General features: G+C 69.6%; 11 protein-coding genes and 4 pseudogenes. 7 read left to right on the forward strand and 8 right to left on the reverse strand.

The window, feature by feature from the left end; all coding sequences use genetic code 11:
* Positions 1-67 precede the first annotated feature (67 nt).
* Both AC067N_RS29650 and AC067N_RS29655 read right to left on the reverse strand, forming a co-directional pair.
* A complete protein-coding gene (locus AC067N_RS29650) occupies positions 68-331 on the reverse strand; it encodes a hypothetical protein (RefSeq protein WP_478681979.1) in 264 nt (87 codons plus the stop codon).
* Between the two features lie 31 nt (positions 332-362).
* Positions 363-563, reverse strand: a complete 201-nt coding sequence (locus AC067N_RS29655; RefSeq protein WP_478681955.1) for a hypothetical protein — start codon at positions 561-563, stop codon at positions 363-365.
* Between the two features lie 1,023 nt (positions 564-1,586).
* Here AC067N_RS29655 and AC067N_RS29660 point away from each other — a divergent pair.
* The 4 genes from AC067N_RS29660 to AC067N_RS29675 all read left to right on the forward strand — a co-directional run bounded on the left by AC067N_RS29660 (position 1,587) and on the right by AC067N_RS29675 (position 5,138).
* Entirely contained in the window at positions 1,587-1,901 is a 315-nt protein-coding gene (locus tag AC067N_RS29660; RefSeq protein WP_478681956.1) for a hypothetical protein, read from the forward strand.
* Positions 1,886-2,527 carry a hypothetical protein gene (locus AC067N_RS29665; RefSeq protein ID WP_478681957.1) on the forward strand — a complete coding sequence of 214 codons (642 nt, stop codon included), beginning with the start codon at positions 1,886-1,888 and terminating at the stop codon, positions 2,525-2,527. Before AC067N_RS29660 ends, AC067N_RS29665 begins: the two co-directional genes overlap by 16 nt.
* A 413-nt stretch (positions 2,528-2,940) precedes the next feature.
* The gene (locus AC067N_RS29670) at positions 2,941-3,423 is read left to right on the forward strand and encodes an SMI1/KNR4 family protein (protein ID WP_478681958.1); all 483 of its coding nucleotides are present in this window, start codon (positions 2,941-2,943) and stop codon (positions 3,421-3,423) included.
* Between the two features lie 1,109 nt (positions 3,424-4,532).
* On the forward strand, positions 4,533-5,138 hold the full coding sequence (locus tag AC067N_RS29675; RefSeq protein ID WP_478681959.1) for a dihydrofolate reductase family protein: 606 nt from the start codon (positions 4,533-4,535) through the stop codon (positions 5,136-5,138).
* A gap of 494 nt (positions 5,139-5,632) precedes the next feature.
* Here the strand turns inward: AC067N_RS29675 and AC067N_RS29680 are convergent, their stop codons facing one another.
* From AC067N_RS29680 to AC067N_RS29700, 5 genes and pseudogenes are all read right to left on the reverse strand, one after another.
* Positions 5,633-6,286: a response regulator gene (locus AC067N_RS29680; protein ID WP_478681976.1), complete on the reverse strand. Its 654-nt coding sequence runs from the start codon at positions 6,284-6,286 to the stop codon at positions 5,633-5,635.
* Positions 6,287-6,574: 288 nt separating this feature from the next.
* Positions 6,575-8,002 (reverse strand): annotated as a pseudogene (locus tag AC067N_RS29685) (SAV_2336 N-terminal domain-related protein); the annotation flags it as partial.
* A gap of 4 nt (positions 8,003-8,006) precedes the next feature.
* On the reverse strand, positions 8,007-9,002 hold the full coding sequence (locus AC067N_RS29690) for an AAA family ATPase (RefSeq protein WP_478681960.1): 996 nt from the start codon (positions 9,000-9,002) through the stop codon (positions 8,007-8,009).
* Positions 8,999-11,164, reverse strand: coding sequence for a VMAP-C domain-containing protein (locus AC067N_RS29695; RefSeq protein ID WP_478681961.1), 2,166 nt, complete (start codon positions 11,162-11,164; stop codon positions 8,999-9,001). The genes AC067N_RS29690 and AC067N_RS29695 overlap by 4 nt, the downstream gene beginning before the upstream one ends.
* Positions 11,164-11,724, reverse strand: a complete 561-nt coding sequence (locus tag AC067N_RS29700) for a trypco2 family protein (protein WP_478681962.1) — start codon at positions 11,722-11,724, stop codon at positions 11,164-11,166. The genes AC067N_RS29695 and AC067N_RS29700 overlap by 1 nt, the downstream gene beginning before the upstream one ends.
* 122 nt (positions 11,725-11,846) lie before the next feature.
* Here AC067N_RS29700 and AC067N_RS29705 point away from each other — a divergent pair, with 122 nt between their 5' ends.
* The 3 genes and pseudogenes from AC067N_RS29705 to AC067N_RS29715 all read left to right on the forward strand — a co-directional run.
* On the forward strand, positions 11,847-12,104 hold the full coding sequence (locus AC067N_RS29705) for a transposase (RefSeq protein WP_478681963.1): 258 nt from the start codon (positions 11,847-11,849) through the stop codon (positions 12,102-12,104).
* A 16-nt stretch (positions 12,105-12,120) separates the two neighbouring features.
* A pseudogene (locus tag AC067N_RS29710) lies at positions 12,121-12,285 on the forward strand (IS3 family transposase); the annotation flags it as partial.
* Positions 12,286-12,388: 103 nt separating this feature from the next.
* Positions 12,389-12,559, forward strand: a pseudogene (locus tag AC067N_RS29715) (hypothetical protein); the annotation flags it as partial.
* Between the two features lie 1,074 nt (positions 12,560-13,633).
* On the opposite strand, the pseudogene AC067N_RS29720 reads toward AC067N_RS29715, so the two are convergent.
* Positions 13,634-13,946, reverse strand: a pseudogene (locus tag AC067N_RS29720) (AbfB domain-containing protein); the annotation flags it as partial.
* Positions 13,947-14,009 lie beyond the last annotated feature (63 nt).

The raw sequence follows: 14,009 nt of genomic DNA on the forward strand, positions 1-14,009 counted from the left end.
GGAGGGACGGACCGCCTTCGTCCCCTCTCTCCGCCCCCACGGCTCTGTCGATCGGACGGCGGTGAACTTATCCCCTTCGGCCACGGCGTCTGCCTTGCCGCAGGTGTCCCACCGGGCCCGACAGCGGCTCGCCGGGCAGGGGAGGCGGGGGCGGCGCGGAGGTCACGACGCCCACCGGATCGGCTCCAGGTCCCGGACCATCGCCGAGGACTTCGCAGACCGACACGAGTTCCACCTGGTGTCGCCCGGCGAGCGTGTCGGCAAGCGTCATGGTCGTCCGTACGGTGCCGCCCATCGCGTAGGCATTGTGCAGCAGGAAGGCGATGCGCATGTGCGGTGCGTCCCCCGGTTCTTCTGTGTGATCAGGCGCCTGGACCGCGGTTGCTGTTCGAGCCGGCTTGTGGGAAGTCGATGTGCTTCGTGCCGGCGGCGGTCTCGGTGCCGGCCGTCGTATGGTCCGCCGCCGTGGAGTCCGGCCCGTGGCTGTCCACCCAGTGCAAGATGATCACCAGGAATCCGAGGAGGACGGACAGGGCGACCACGGCCAGGACGCTGGTGGGCAAGGTGTGCTCCGGAACTGTTCGACGTGCGGCGATGTCACGACCGACGCTCACAGCCGGGAAGTTGTTTGGCACCCCCCTCCTGCCGTCGCAGACAATCCCGCAGGGTCGCGTTCCGCATTCCGTGTCCGTATATGGGGTTGTTGTGCTTCCCGCGCCCACCTCGTCGGCGTTCACCCCCCGAGGCCACGGCGGTGGACGCGGGCGGTGCGCGCAAGCGACGGGTCGCGGAACTCGCCGCGCAGCCCGGCATCAACGCCTGTCAGGAACACTCGCCGGCTGACGCTCGGAAGGAGCCTGTTGGTGTACGGAGTGGCGGCAGGCCTGGTGTGTTTCCGCTGACTGCCCTGGAATGTGGGCGGCCCCGCGTCGTCATCACGACGGCGCCGTCCGGACTTTCCTGCCCGCACCGACGCGAGGCCCTCGCCTCCTGGACGCCGGAACCCGAGAACTGGCAGCGCATGCTCGCCCAGCTCCCGGTTCTCACAAGCCATCGAAAACCCATCAGCGACGACGGCAGGCGCCTGGCCGTCAGCTCCCGCATCTGCACCCGGTCACCGAAGGCGAGCCTGACTTCGCCTCCTGCCCACCGCACCTCGCATCCGAACCGGCACTACGCGCTGTCTGGACCCGGGAGCGACCCAACGTGCTCCACCGGCTCCGCAAAGCCGACAACCAGCCCCGCTACGGAGCCCTCGAGCCACTGTTCGCAGACCACGCCAGGCACCTGCCCAAGCCAATCGACAACGGCTCCCGGCGAGTAGCTGAGCGCTGACCACCCGAGGGTGGACGCTGCCTTCGTCACCCCCGCGCCCCGCCCCCACCCGGATGCCCGGGTGCTCCGGCACCACCTTGCCGGTCGCGGGGCTGATGATGTGGTGGCAGCGGACGATCACCCGTGCAGCCTCACGGCATCGCACCCTGTGACTGAGCACTGAACCTGTCGGGCCGTGCGGCGAAATCGGGAACTGCGAGTTCGGCCCGGGACCTACGCTGGCGTTACCTTCCCCCCTGCCTAGGAGTAGCGTGCCGCCTGCCTTCGTTCACCGGATCACGAAGTACGACCCCGCCGACCGTGACGAACACGGCAGCTACCAGGGCGCCGAGGAGGCGATCAGCGACCACGGGCCGGTCGAGGCCGCCTATCTGGAGGCGGTCTCCGCGTTCGCGGAAGCCGCGGGCATCGACCGGCTGGAGATCCGTGAGCCCTCTGTCGCCGGCCTCGTCCACCTCGGTGCCCGGCCGGCGATCGAGGGGCACGGTCTCAGCGGGCTCTTCCCGGCTGACCTCACCGGCTACCACGACGGGGCCGAGTCTCCCTGGCGGTGGCCCTGGAGCTGATCCGCGTCATGCTCCGTGAGCAGGGCGCCTGGTGCCGGCTGGAGGCGGGAGACGTTTTCGCCGTGCACGTCGGATGGGACCAGTACGTGTACGTGGGCAGCGACCAGCCCTGCACGGACGCCGTGGCCCGTACGCGGGAACTCGGCCTCTTCGCGGAACCGGTAGGGACTTCCCCCTACGCCGCGGAACCAGAGGTGACAGAGGCCGCGGACGAAGGCTTCTGGGCGCGGGTGCGCACCGAGCTGGCAGCGCGACAAGGCCTGCTCCTGGAGGAGACCGCCGTTGTCAACGCCACACGCTGGCACCGTCTCACCACGGAAAACCTCAACGCGGTGCGCGCCGGTCTCGGCCCGCGCGCCCTGCTGACCGTCTGGCCAGACCTGCAACCCGACGTCGGTGCGGTCCTGACCGCGCTGCCGTCCGAATGGCACATTGAGTTCGTCTGGGAGACGAAGGACGGAACGATCAGGGACGTGGTCGTCGATGAGACCGAGTACCAGGAGCTCGCCGCTCTGGCGGCCGACGCGCGAGCGGCCCATGCCCTGCCCCTCTACACCGACGAACGCAGTCCACTGCTCCAAGCCGTTCTACCTGACAGCGACGGCGTGCTGCGCGCACGATGGTGACCCGATTCATGAAAGCCGGCCCGGCGAAACCCGCACGTCAGCATGCTGACCGCCAACTCGGCCGCCCAGTGTCGGTGGTGCTGACGGGTGCGGTGTGCCCGATCCGGGCCCCAGTCTCCACCGTGATGTCCGTGCTGGTGGCGGCTTGCGGCGGCGTCTGCGGACCTGAGGCTGCCAACGTGTTGTCTTGCGCTGAAGCGTCCATGATCTTTCGCATCCGGATGCCACTCGGAAGGGGCTGTTGCGTTGGTGTGTTGGCCGGGCCGGCCGGCGCGCCGCCGGCTGCGACACGGGTGCCGGCTTGCTGGTCGGCGGGGTGAAGACGCCGGTGTCGATCATGCTGTGTGTGCATCGTGAGTTTGATGACAATGCCGCCGCCACCTACAGATGCTGGTAGCGTCGAAAGGTGGGAAATGTCTTCATTTGAAGAGTTGGAGGATTTGCTCGGGGCTCCTCCGGGGCGGGCTGGTGCTTCCTTCAATGCTGTGGAGAGGGATTTGGGTGTACCCCTCCCGGATGAACTCAAGCAGGTGTGCTCCCGATATGGCGACGCGTTGATCTCGGATTACATATTCCTTTTCGGGAAGCAGTCCCTGGTGGACAAGAATGTCTGGATGAGTGATTTCGTCCGAGATGGGCATCCCGTAATTCCTCGAAAGGTCCTGCCTGATCCGGGAGGAATGCTTCACTGGGGGCACTCCGTCGAAGGCGATAAGTTCTTCCTTGAAGATCGCGGAGACGGGGAGTGGGTAGTCTCCGCATTTCGGCGGTCCTGGGGGGACTGGTACGAGTTCGAGGAGTCTGTTATCGACTGGTTGGTCGGGGTGTTCTCGGGGAATTTCGCTACGGATTGGATGCCGGAGTGGCCGAAGCCCCACTGGTTTGAAACCTCGTGACGTGCGGAAGCCCGTGGTGCGGGAGCGCTGGTGGCTCTGGCGAGATAGTCGAGTGCGGTGGCCGGACAGAGCGAGCCCTCCTCCAACTCCTGACTGACCGTCGGCGCAGGTCGATCCCGCGCTCGGCGGCCAGGGCCAGCAGGGGGTGACCGTCGTGCCCTCGCGCAGCCGACGGCGAACCGGCCGACCGTCCAGGATGACGTCGAGGGCGGCGGGGCCGATGCCGTAGGCCCGGCATGCCCCTGCGGCTGCGGCGCCGTCCATGCCCAGGGCCCTCATCCAGGTCGCCGGCTCGGGGGCTGCCAGTTCGAGCGCGTCCCAGGCGGTTGTGCGTTCGCGGACCTGGTGGTGGCGAAGCCTGGGCGCGAGCTGGGCGATGAGCCGCATCACGCGGGAGCGTTCCATGGCGCGGGAGGCGGCGGGGCCTCGCTGCTGCGTGGTGGTGCCGGGCGCCGCGCCCGTCGGCGAGGCGGGTCGCGACTTCGTAGTCGCCGACTGGGGGCGTCGGCGCACCCTGCTCAGGGGCGTCTCCACACCTGCTCGCGATTCCCCGGTTGTGGAATGACCTCCTGGGGCAGGGGCCCGTTTGTCCTCGGCCGATGATCAGGTCTGGTTCGCGATCTGCGGCCGAACTACCCGAGGAACCTCTGCAAGTCGGACGCGGTGACCTCGAAGCCGTCAAACCAGGAGGCCGTGGTGGACTTCCAGACCTGTCCGCTGGCTCCGATGGCGAACAGATGGCCCCGCCGTCGCTGGCGAAGACCAGCGCGATCGGTTCGCCGTCGATCGGAGAGGGGCCGTACTCACGGAAGTGCTTCGCTGCCGTCGCAGGTGAGTGGATGAGGTACCCGCTGTCGACGTCGGGCAGCGGCGGGGGCTGAGCCGGGGCTTTGACAGTACGCAAACCGCCGTTCTCAATCGCGTGGAGATCATCACCCGACTGCGTGCATAGTGCAACCATGTGGGCCTCCGGCGCTCCGAAGCAGTGCCGCTCCGCCGACCTGATCGGCTGCAGAGTCATGGGTTTTCTCGTCACTTCACGGCGCGGCCGATGAGTTTGTGGCTCCCGGCCGGTCCAAGCTCGTGACACCCCAGGAAAGGACACCGTCATGTCGGAGCTTCTCGTCGACTTCATCACTTCCCTCGACGGCTACGCATCGGGAGAGGGGTGGCCCGGGTTCTGGGGCCTCGAGGGCCCGGAGTACCTCGCGTGGCTCGGTGAGCAGCCTGAGGTTACCTACCTGATGGGAGCGAACACCTACCGCCTGATGTCGGGCTTCGCCGCAGGCGAGGTCCCGAGTGGCCAAGCCGAGTTCAGGCCCGAGGAAGAGGCGTCCGTCGACGAGCTCACGCAAGCGTCCAAGGTGGTGTTCTCCTCCTCACTGGAGGAGCCACTGACGTGGGCCAACTGCACGCTCGTCCGCGACGACGCCGTCGAGGTGGTCCGCGCCATGAAGTCGAGCGGCACGGGGCTCCTCAGCACGATCGGCAGCCTCAGCCTGTGCCGGTCCCTGCTACGAGCCGGACTCGTCGACCGCTTCCGGGTCGTGATGTTCCCGGTGATCACCGGGGCCACGGGCGAGGAGCGCATCTACGACGGCTACCCGGACGTTGCCCTCGAGATGCTCGAGCACCGCACCTTCGACGGCCGCATCCAGCTGGTCGAGTACAAACCCCGCGTACTCGAGCACCCGCCGCTCGGCGTCCCCGCGTGACGTCGCCCCGTCCGCCGGCTGGACGGCCGCCAGGCCGGCGCCGGCGGGCGCGGAGCCGTCCGCAACTGCCCGCACTGCGAACGGCCGGTCACCATCGTCGCCCTGCTGACCACCCCGGAAGCGGCCCGTCCCACCATCGCCGGCAGAGTTCGCGAGATACCTTCCTGGTGGCGGACTTCGTGAGCACCGCGGGTAACGATTCGCCTGACCGTCACCGATCAACAGGGCCCGGCGACCCTGGGTCGCTGATCCCTCACACGCGCTCTTCACGCCCCACATTCCCCACACGCTTCAAGACGCAACGAGGTGGAGGGAGAGCGTCCCTGGCCGATTTCACAGATCCTCAGGGGCCGCCGTCTCGTCGACGGCGCCCGGCGGGCGCGCCGCCGTGATCCGAAGTCGCGTCTGTTCTCGAATGGCCCTGCGAAACCGCAAACAGGCACTCATGGGCGTCGGCCCAGGAATCGGCACGATCGCTCAGGACCGGGCTGTCTTCACCGGTCTCGATGTCGTGGTGAATGCAGGGAAGCCGGGGCGGGGTGGGCACCGGATTCCTTCTGCAGTTCCACCGTGCCCTGCAGCACCTGGCGCAGGCTCCTGACCGCGTGCTCCAGGCGGGCGGCCGTGGTCCTTACCGTCGCGCGCGATGCCTGTGTCTGAAGCTGTTCCGTCAGGTCGTGCGCCTGCCTCTCGGCGTCGGACACGAGGGCGGATAGCTGCGCCAGCAGATCGGTCGCGGGCCCGGTGCCCAACCAGGCCGCCTGTTTACGCAGTTGCATGTTCGTAAGGTGCAGCTGGACGTAGACGGCCACCTTGGCACGCAGCACCCAGGGATCGAATGGCCGCTCCAAGTGGTCCACGGCACCAGCCGCATAGCCTTGAAAGGTCTGGTGGGGGCCCATTGCGTGGCTGCTGACGAAGATGATCGGGATGTCGCGAGTCCGCAGGCGGGCCTTGATATGTGCGGCGGTCTCGTAGCCGTCCATTCCTGACATCCGGGTGGCCAGTAGAACGAGGGCGAATTCGTCGTCGTTCAGCGCCTTGAGTGCTTGCTCCCCCGACGAGGCGCGGACGAGTGTCTGGTCGAGCCCGGACAGGACGGCCTCCAGGGCCAGCAGGTTCTCCGGCTGGCCGTCGACCAGAAGGATCCTGGCCTTCGTGTCCGGCGCGGAGGACGGTGTGGGGGGCCTGGTGTCCGTCCGCTGAGCCGCAGAAGGCCGTGGCCGGACCCGTTCTGTGGGTTCGGGGGGTTGCGGAGCCGGAGGAGGCTGGTCGGCGGGTGGGGCGCCGATGTGCGTTGCGACGCCGAGGCGTTTCAGCAGCCGCTCTTCCAGTTGGGCGAAGGACCGTTCGGGTGCGCCGACGGCGGCGGCGCCTCCGGGGTGTGCCACCCAGGCGGTGAAGCTCGGTGAGTGCCGGACACACGCTGCCAGGCGGTCGGCGATCAGTCGTGTGGTGCGCAGCAACTCGCGGGCGGGGAGCGTGCCGAGGAGGATGCGCCGTGCGTCGTCGGAGAAGTCGAAGAATTCCGGCTGCGGCGACCGGCCGGTGGTGTCTGCGGCGTTGTGCATGAGGCCGCCGAGAAAGACCTCCACGAGGTGCCCGGTGTCCGTCGGAGGGCCGAGGGCCTCCTGAACCATGCGCATGACGGGCGGAGTGACGGGCGCCACGGCCGCGAGATGGGCGGCGAGCCGATACGCTTCCGGGCTGGCCGCGCTGCGGAAGCGCAGGACGGCTTCGGCGTCCGGACCCTGCCGGGTCTCGGTGCTCCGGGGCTGGCTGAGGGACTGTTCGACGTCCCACAGCGGCAGCACCGCGGTGGCGCTCGGCGAGGCGACCAGCCGGGCCCAGTCGCCGACGGCGGCCAGCGTGGGTTCGAGCACCGGGACGGGGACGGAGTCGAAGCCGACCAGATCCGCCGGCAGTTTCGGGTCGGTGACCTGCCAGCGGGTGGTGGGACCGCCCCTGCAGACACTGGTGACATGCCATGGCCGAGTCGTGATGCCCGAGTTCGCCCATAGCCGGGCGGGCAGCGCGTGCAGGATGGCGGTGGGCTGCCGTCGGGCCCACAGGGCCGCTGCCTCGCTCATCCGGCCGTCCCGCCAGGCTTCGCCGACGCCGTCGCTGACCACCAGGACAAGGGTGCCGCCGGTGGGATCGCACAGCGCGGTCGTCGGAAGACAGGGACCTTGCTGCACGTAGGGACGATTGCTCAGCAACGGGGCGTGGGAACCACGGGTGTTCAGTCCGAGGACACGGACGTCACGGAAAGCCCCGGCCCGTTCCATCAGTGTGCGGATCTCGGAGGCCAGTCGCTTCCACAAGACCATGGACACGCCGTCGTCGATCAGCAGGGCGAGGGAGAGCCACCGGTTGCGGGCGGGACTCGTCACGGTCTCGGGCAGCCCCGTCTCGGCCATGGCGTCCACTGTCCGTGCCACGTCCAGTTCTTGCCGGCGCCGATCGGGGAGCCGCTGCCGCAGCGGCCGTAATGCCTTGCCGAGCGTGAGATGGCCGCTGGGCAAGCCATGAGGGCCCGGGGTGCGTACGGCGTGCGCCCGGTATGGGGTCAGCTCCGGCCTGCCGGTTGCCTTCCCCCGCGGGGCCGCGTGCAGAGGGAACGTGCGGCGCGGGGCGAGCTCCGGCGACGGGTGCGGGCCCCGCCGCGCGGGATCGTCCGCGCCGGGGGCCCGGGGCTCATCCTGCTCGGCGGCCTGCCGTGAGGGTGCGGTCGGGATCGGACGTCGCGCCAGCGGAGCGACGTCGCCCGGCAGATTCCTGGCCAGCCACAGGACGTCGAGGAGTTCCTCGTCCGCGAGGTCGACACCGCTCCCGGCCAGGATCTCTCTCAGACGTCCGAACACGACCTCATACCGCCCCGCCGAGTTGGTGCAGCACGGCGTCGAGTAGTCGGCCGGCGTCCAGATCGATGCCGCCCTTGCGCAGGAAGACCGCGTTGAGGAGCTGATCGGTCGCGAGTTCTCCGGGCGCGCGGCGGCCGAGGAACTCCTCCAGCAGATCGTCGATGTCGTCGAGCGCCTCGCGGCCGAGGTGCGCGGCGACGATGTCCCGCAGCCGCTCCTCGTCGGGCTCGGGCAGGTCGAGACGGACGCACCGTCGGAGGAAGGCAGGTGGGAACTCGCGTTCACCGTTGCTGGTGATGACCACGACGGGGAACTCACGGCAGCGGACGCGGCCGCGGATCACCGGGGCCGGCGCGTCCGGGTCGTCGGTCCGGACGTGGACCGTGGAGTGTTCCTCGGGGAGGCGGCTGAGCTCCGGAATCTCGAACTCGCCCTCCTCGAACACGGTGAGCAGGTCGTTGGGCAGGTCGACATCCCCCTTGTCCAGCTCGTCGATGAGCAGGACCCTGGGCCGCTCCCGGGCCAGCAGCGCGTTGCCCAGGGGGCCGAGCCGGACGTACTGGCCGATGCCGGGTTCCAGGCCGTCCGTGTCCTGGCGGAGGTTCGCTTCCCGCAGCCGGCCGATCGCGTCGTAGTGGTAGAGGGCGTCCTGCAGGGTCGAGCGGCTGTTGACCGGCCAGTGCAGGACGCGGCCGAGGGCCAGTTCGTGGGCGATCGCGTGGGCCAGGGAGGACTTTCCGGTGCCGGGGTGTCCCGTGACCAGCAGAGGCCGGCGCAGGTGGAGGGCGGCGTTGACGATGTCCGCGTCGTCGGGGTCGATCAGGTACGGGCGGGGGCGTGCGGTCCGCGAGCCGTCGGGCTCATCCGGGTGGAGCCGGCGCCACGGCGGGGCGGGCGGGAAGGCGACCGCACGGGGCGCTCCATCGCCGCGGAAGAGCCGCCAGTCCCCGTCGCCGGACGGAGTGAGGTGGTCGGTGGCAGCGGATTCGGCGGCGGTCATGACGCGTGCGCTCCTTCTGAGGGGTCCTGCAGGGTCAGCGATTCAGGCCGCGGCCACCGGCCGTGCTCCTCCCATACGAGTGCGGGGCGCGCCGGGAGCGTCTCCGGCTCGTCGAACGCGGATCCGCGGAAGACGCGGACCCGCTCGGGCAGATCGCCGAGGGGGCCTGTGGGGTCCAGCTCCTGCAACTCGGCCGCGTCCGCGGGGCAGTCGGCCCGCCGGTCCCAGAGGACGACCGGGACGCCGAGTGCCAGGCACAGTTCGAGCAGCGCCTCCCGCTGTTCCGGGGAACCGTAGAGCACGACCTGGGTGGCGTCACGGTGAGTGGTCTGTAACAGCCGCCTGAGCCTTGGCCGAGTGACACGTTCGTCGTCGACCACCAGGGGGGCCGCGTGTCCGCTCTCCCAGCGTCGCCGGTGCTCACGTTCTCTGCCTCGCACCAGGTCGCTCATCTCCGGGCAGCTCAGGGTGATGCAGAACTCGGCGCCGATCGGCTGGTCGGGCACGAACTCGTTGGGTGCCCCGGGGTTCCATTCGTCGATGGGCAGATGCAGGCTGTCGCGGGCCACCAGAACCGTCGCGTGGGGCGCGGCCGTCGGGCCGAGTTCGTCCGCGACGACCTCGACGGCGTCGCGTACCCGCCGGGCCACTTCCTCGGGTGTCCTCGGCGCGCTCTCCGCCTCGTGTAGTGGGGTGTGCGTGCCGTCGGCGCGAGCGAGCAGGATGCGGCAGTAGTAGCTCTCGCGCGGTTCGGTCCGCGCGCGGGAGACTTCGACGACGACACGGGAGAAGGGAGGCGACTGCCGGGCGGCCCAGCGGCCGGCGTCCGTGCGGCGCTCGGCAAGCGCCGCTGGGTGGATGCCGGTCCGGGCGGCCACCTGATCGGACCAGCTGCGCAGCTCCGCGCCGGCTTCCCTTCCCAGAGCGGCGGCCACGCATTCGACCAGGCGGAGCAGGGCCGGTACGGGCGGTGTGCCGTCCGGTACGCGTTCGCTGTCGGAGACGGACTCCAGGTGCTCGACGACGTGTTCGAGGTCGTCGGGGTGAAGATGCGTGCGGTTCAGCGGGTCGGGCAGCCAAACGTAGCGCAGGGCCTCGCGGGCGGCGCGAGGTATCAGCGTGGGCTGCTCCTTGCAGATGCCGCGGAACAGTTCCAGTAAGTGCTCGCACTCATCCAAGGACAGGAGCAGGCACAGTCCGCCGGCACGGGCGCGAGTGAGGACGTCCGTCAGGCGGGTGCGCCCGTCCTCGCCGGTGAGCGCCGGGGCCAGGGTGCCGCTCAGGGAGGGCAGGGCGCGGGGGTGGGCCGCCACGAGTGCCGCGAGGTCGGGCATGGTCGGTTCGTAACTGTCGGGGATGGTGTATCCGAGCCGCCGTGTGAGGGCGCGGGCGTGTGCCTGGTAGGTGATCGGGCCGCCGAGCAGCGACCACAGGAGCCGCTCGGTCTCCTGCTCGGCCGGGCTGCGTTGCGCCGCGGGCAGGGCCGTAGGGAAGGCGGCACCGATCTCGGCAGGGCGTGCCGGACCGTCGGCGTACCGCCGCAGGAGTGCATCGAAGCCGTCGTCCTGGACGAAGCGATGTGCCGGGAGAGCCCGCAGGCGGCGGTTGCCGTAGGACCGGTCGTCGTGAATCACCACGCCCACCAGGTGGTCGTCGCAGAACACCGCGGTTCCCGAAGCGCCTCCCCAGGCCTTGCGGCCGTCGTCACGGAGGTCGGGTGCGGGCTCCTGGTCCAGCACGTAGAGCCCGCGAGCCCCGGAGGACAGCGGAGGCAGGACGCCCCGGAGGTGTTCGGCGTCACGACCTTCTTCCGCGGATGCAAGCGGAAAGCCCAGCCCCTCGTAGCGCAGCGGGGCCGTGCCCACGGGGTGGCCCCACCGAACCGAACCCGGTACGTCGATCTCGGCGTGTGTGAGCAGCAGGGCGACGTCCAGGTCCTGCGGATGGCTCCAGATCAGCTTTGCCCCGGTGCGTAGCGTCTCACCGCGGCCCGGGTGTCCCACTCTGACCTGGATCTCCTCCCAGCAGGTGCCGCTGTCGCCGTCCCTGAGGACGTGTGCGGCCGTGAGCACCAGGCGAGGGGCGACGAGATAGCCGGAGCCGACGCGGTGGCGCATTCGCGTGGTCCCGCTGTGGATCAGCACCAGTCTGTGCGGGTCCATCACTCCTCGTCCCAGGACCCGGTTTCGGTGTCGCTGATCTCGGGACTGGAACCACCGCGGGCCCGGTCCCGGACGGAGAGTTTCAGCGTCAGTCTGTGGGTGCGAACGGTGGAGTGCTCACCGCCTGCGCCGACGGTCGCCACACCGAAGCTGACCTTGCCGTCCCCCTTGCCGCTGTTGTGTAGCTGCAGATGCAGCTCAAGTTCGGCATCCTCGATTCCGAACGCGAATTGCTGGTCCGCCCCCAGGTCCTGCGCCCTATAGAGCTCCTGCCGTAATTCCTCGATCGCCGCAGCAAGACCGATCCCCGCCATCCGCACCCCCAACGTGCACTGTGCCTGCGAAGTAGTCTGCAAGGTTTTGGGGTCGGGTGCCCGGGCTTCGGGGGAACGGGCGCGTCGGAAATGCGTGTCCGGCTTGTTCTCGACAAGACCATCGGCTCCGAAGGCGCCGCCAACGTCTTCAGCAGCATCTGGATCGAACCCGCCGAGTGCCCCGGCGAGTTCGAACCACGCCTCGTCGTCATCATCCGCGTCCGAGGAGGACGTGGGAACCCCCACCAGCTGTGGCCTGCGCCCGTCTCGAACCTCCCCTCGTAGCGTGGAGACCTTGATCGGAGGGATAGTTGAGGGTCGTGGGAGCCAGGAAGCGCAGGTAGAACGCGGAGTTCCGCGAGGGGGTCGTGACGGAGACCGGGAAGCCGATCCCGGAGGTGGCCGAGGAGCTCGCGGTGCGTACGGGGACGCCGCACAGCCGGGTGTCGCGGGCCAAGCACAATGGCTCGCCATCGTCGGACACGCCCGTCCAGGCGTCGGCGGGGGCAGAGTCGGGAGGCCGGTTGCGGGAGGGTGAGCGGGCCGAGTTGGAGCGGCTGCGGGCCGAGGCCCGGGGGAAGGACAAACGCATCGGCGAGCTGGTTCCACACGTGGCGCGATCGTGAGCCGACCGCGCGCCAGGTGCGCCGGCAGCACCGGGCGGAGGGGATCGAGGAGATCTTCCAGCGGTCCGGGGGCTCCTACGGCTCGCCGAAGGTGTTCATCGAGCTGGTCCGGCGCGGCCGGCAGGTGGCAGTGAACACGTTCGCCAAGGTCATGGCCGGGGTCGGGCTGGCCGGACGGAAGGTCCGGCGGCGCCGGTCGCCGACCAGGCGGGCGAGCGGCCGGTGGCCCCGGACTTCGTGCGCCGGGACTTCACGCCCGAGGAGCCCGATTCCTCTGGCGCGGCGATCTCACGGAGATCGACACGAGCGAGGGCAAGCCGTACTTGGCGACGGCCATCGATCTTTTCTCCCGCCGTCTGCTGGGCTACGCGATGGGCGAGCGGCATGATGCAGAGCTGTGGTGGCGTCGCTCAACATGGCCACGGCCACTCGCGGCGGCGACGTACGCGGCGTGATCATGCACACGGACAGGGGCAGCGAGTACACGAGAGCTCCGCCTTGCTTGGTTGCCGTAGGTCGCTTCTGGCGGTGTGGTGCTGGCTGCGGGATGTGGGCGGTGTGGGGGTCGGGTTCGGCGGGAGTCTTCCGGGCGGCGGTTTTCTTCGTTGCTTTCCGGCCGTCTTTCGTGCTGTTTCGCGGGCCGGGGCCGCCGAGCCGTTGGGGCGCCGGGTCCTGTCCAGGACAAGGGGGGCCTCCTGGTCCTCCTGTTCAACCACTTCATCGATCAGCTTGGGCGCCGGGACCTGGCGAGTGATCCGCGGGAGCGCATCGTCACGGCCGTCACGGCGATGCACGAAGCCCTCGAGGGCTGGGCGCGGGGGTCGGGATCGTTCCATTTGGCGGTTTTGTCGGCTTCCTCGACGAATCCGCGCTGTGGACGGTCGTAGCCGTCCTGTCCGGAGCCGGCGGCCGCGGAGCACGCCCGAGCAGGCCGTGGTGGTCTTTCGCGGCGTCTGGTACTACTCCGTCGCAGTGATCGTCGTCCGCGTCCACTCCGACCGTCGGCAGGCCGGCGACGGGCGGGTTCTCACTCGCGAGACCTCCGTCGGCAGCCTCGACGCGTCCCAGGTGCCGTGCCTGTCCGCCATCGGTAGCCGATGGGCCGCACGGGCCGCGCGGGACACTTGCCGCCGAGGACTCCGCGGTGTCGTCGGCGGTCTGCGCGCTGAGGCGTGGATGTCAGGCCCACATCAGCTTGTCGCCGATGACATGAGGTGGCCTGATCCGAGCCCAGCCCAGGCCTGTACGGGGCACCCGGAACGCTACCGTCACCGTGGTGAACTGTGTGCAGACGGGGGAATGCCCGCCGGGCGGAGGGACATTCCCGTGGCTCCGGCTGACACGCGTCGGCTGTCGACGGCGAGGGCCTCGGCCGCCGGCGAGAGGTGGGGCATGGAGCAGGTCGCCAGCCGCGCGCCGCCCCGAGGCGGCGCGCGGCTGGCTCACTGATCACATCGCTCTCCGCGTGGCGCTCTCGCCCGGCCCGGTTGGCGCCCTCGCGGGAAGCCGGTCGGTGCGTCCGGCCGGTTCTACTCCTTGTAGAAGGTGGCGTCCTGCCTGCCGAGCGTGGTGCTCACCGGCTGGGTGTAGAGCAGGTGGTTGTAGTGCCGGATGTAGCGGCCGGGGAAGTTGTACGACTCGTACGAGACGGCCGCGGGGTCGGCGAGACCGGGTCGCTCGTGGAACGAGGCGTCGTTGTCGAACAGGGTGGTGCCGTCGTCCTTCTCCACCCACACCTCGTTGTTCTTGTGGCGCAGGTAGTAGCCGGGGAAGTTGGCCGATTCGAGGGAGACGGTGTCGGGGGGGGGCCCGGCCGCCCCCACCCCCCAAAAAGGTTATGGGGGGTTGGGGGAGGTTGGGGGGGGGGCGGGGCCCCCCACCCCCGGGCCCCGGGAACAAGTCGGG

This window comes from Streptomyces sp. NPDC042364, assembly GCF_056437585.1.

What these genes read in the sequence shown, in the direction of transcription:
- AC067N_RS29650 (WP_478681979.1), bottom strand. Translation starts at nt 331, where the DNA reads ATGCGCATCGCCTTCCTGCTGCACAATGCCTACGCGATGGGCGGCACC.
- AC067N_RS29670 (WP_478681958.1), top strand. Translation starts at nt 2,941, where the DNA reads ATGTCTTCATTTGAAGAGTTGGAGGATTTGCTCGGGGCTCCTCCGGGG.
- AC067N_RS29675 (WP_478681959.1), top strand. Translation starts at nt 4,533, where the DNA reads ATGTCGGAGCTTCTCGTCGACTTCATCACTTCCCTCGACGGCTACGCA.
- AC067N_RS29690 (WP_478681960.1), bottom strand. Translation starts at nt 9,002, where the DNA reads ATGACCGCCGCCGAATCCGCTGCCACCGACCACCTCACTCCGTCCGGC.
- AC067N_RS29695 (WP_478681961.1), bottom strand. Translation starts at nt 11,164, where the DNA reads ATGGACCCGCACAGACTGGTGCTGATCCACAGCGGGACCACGCGAATG.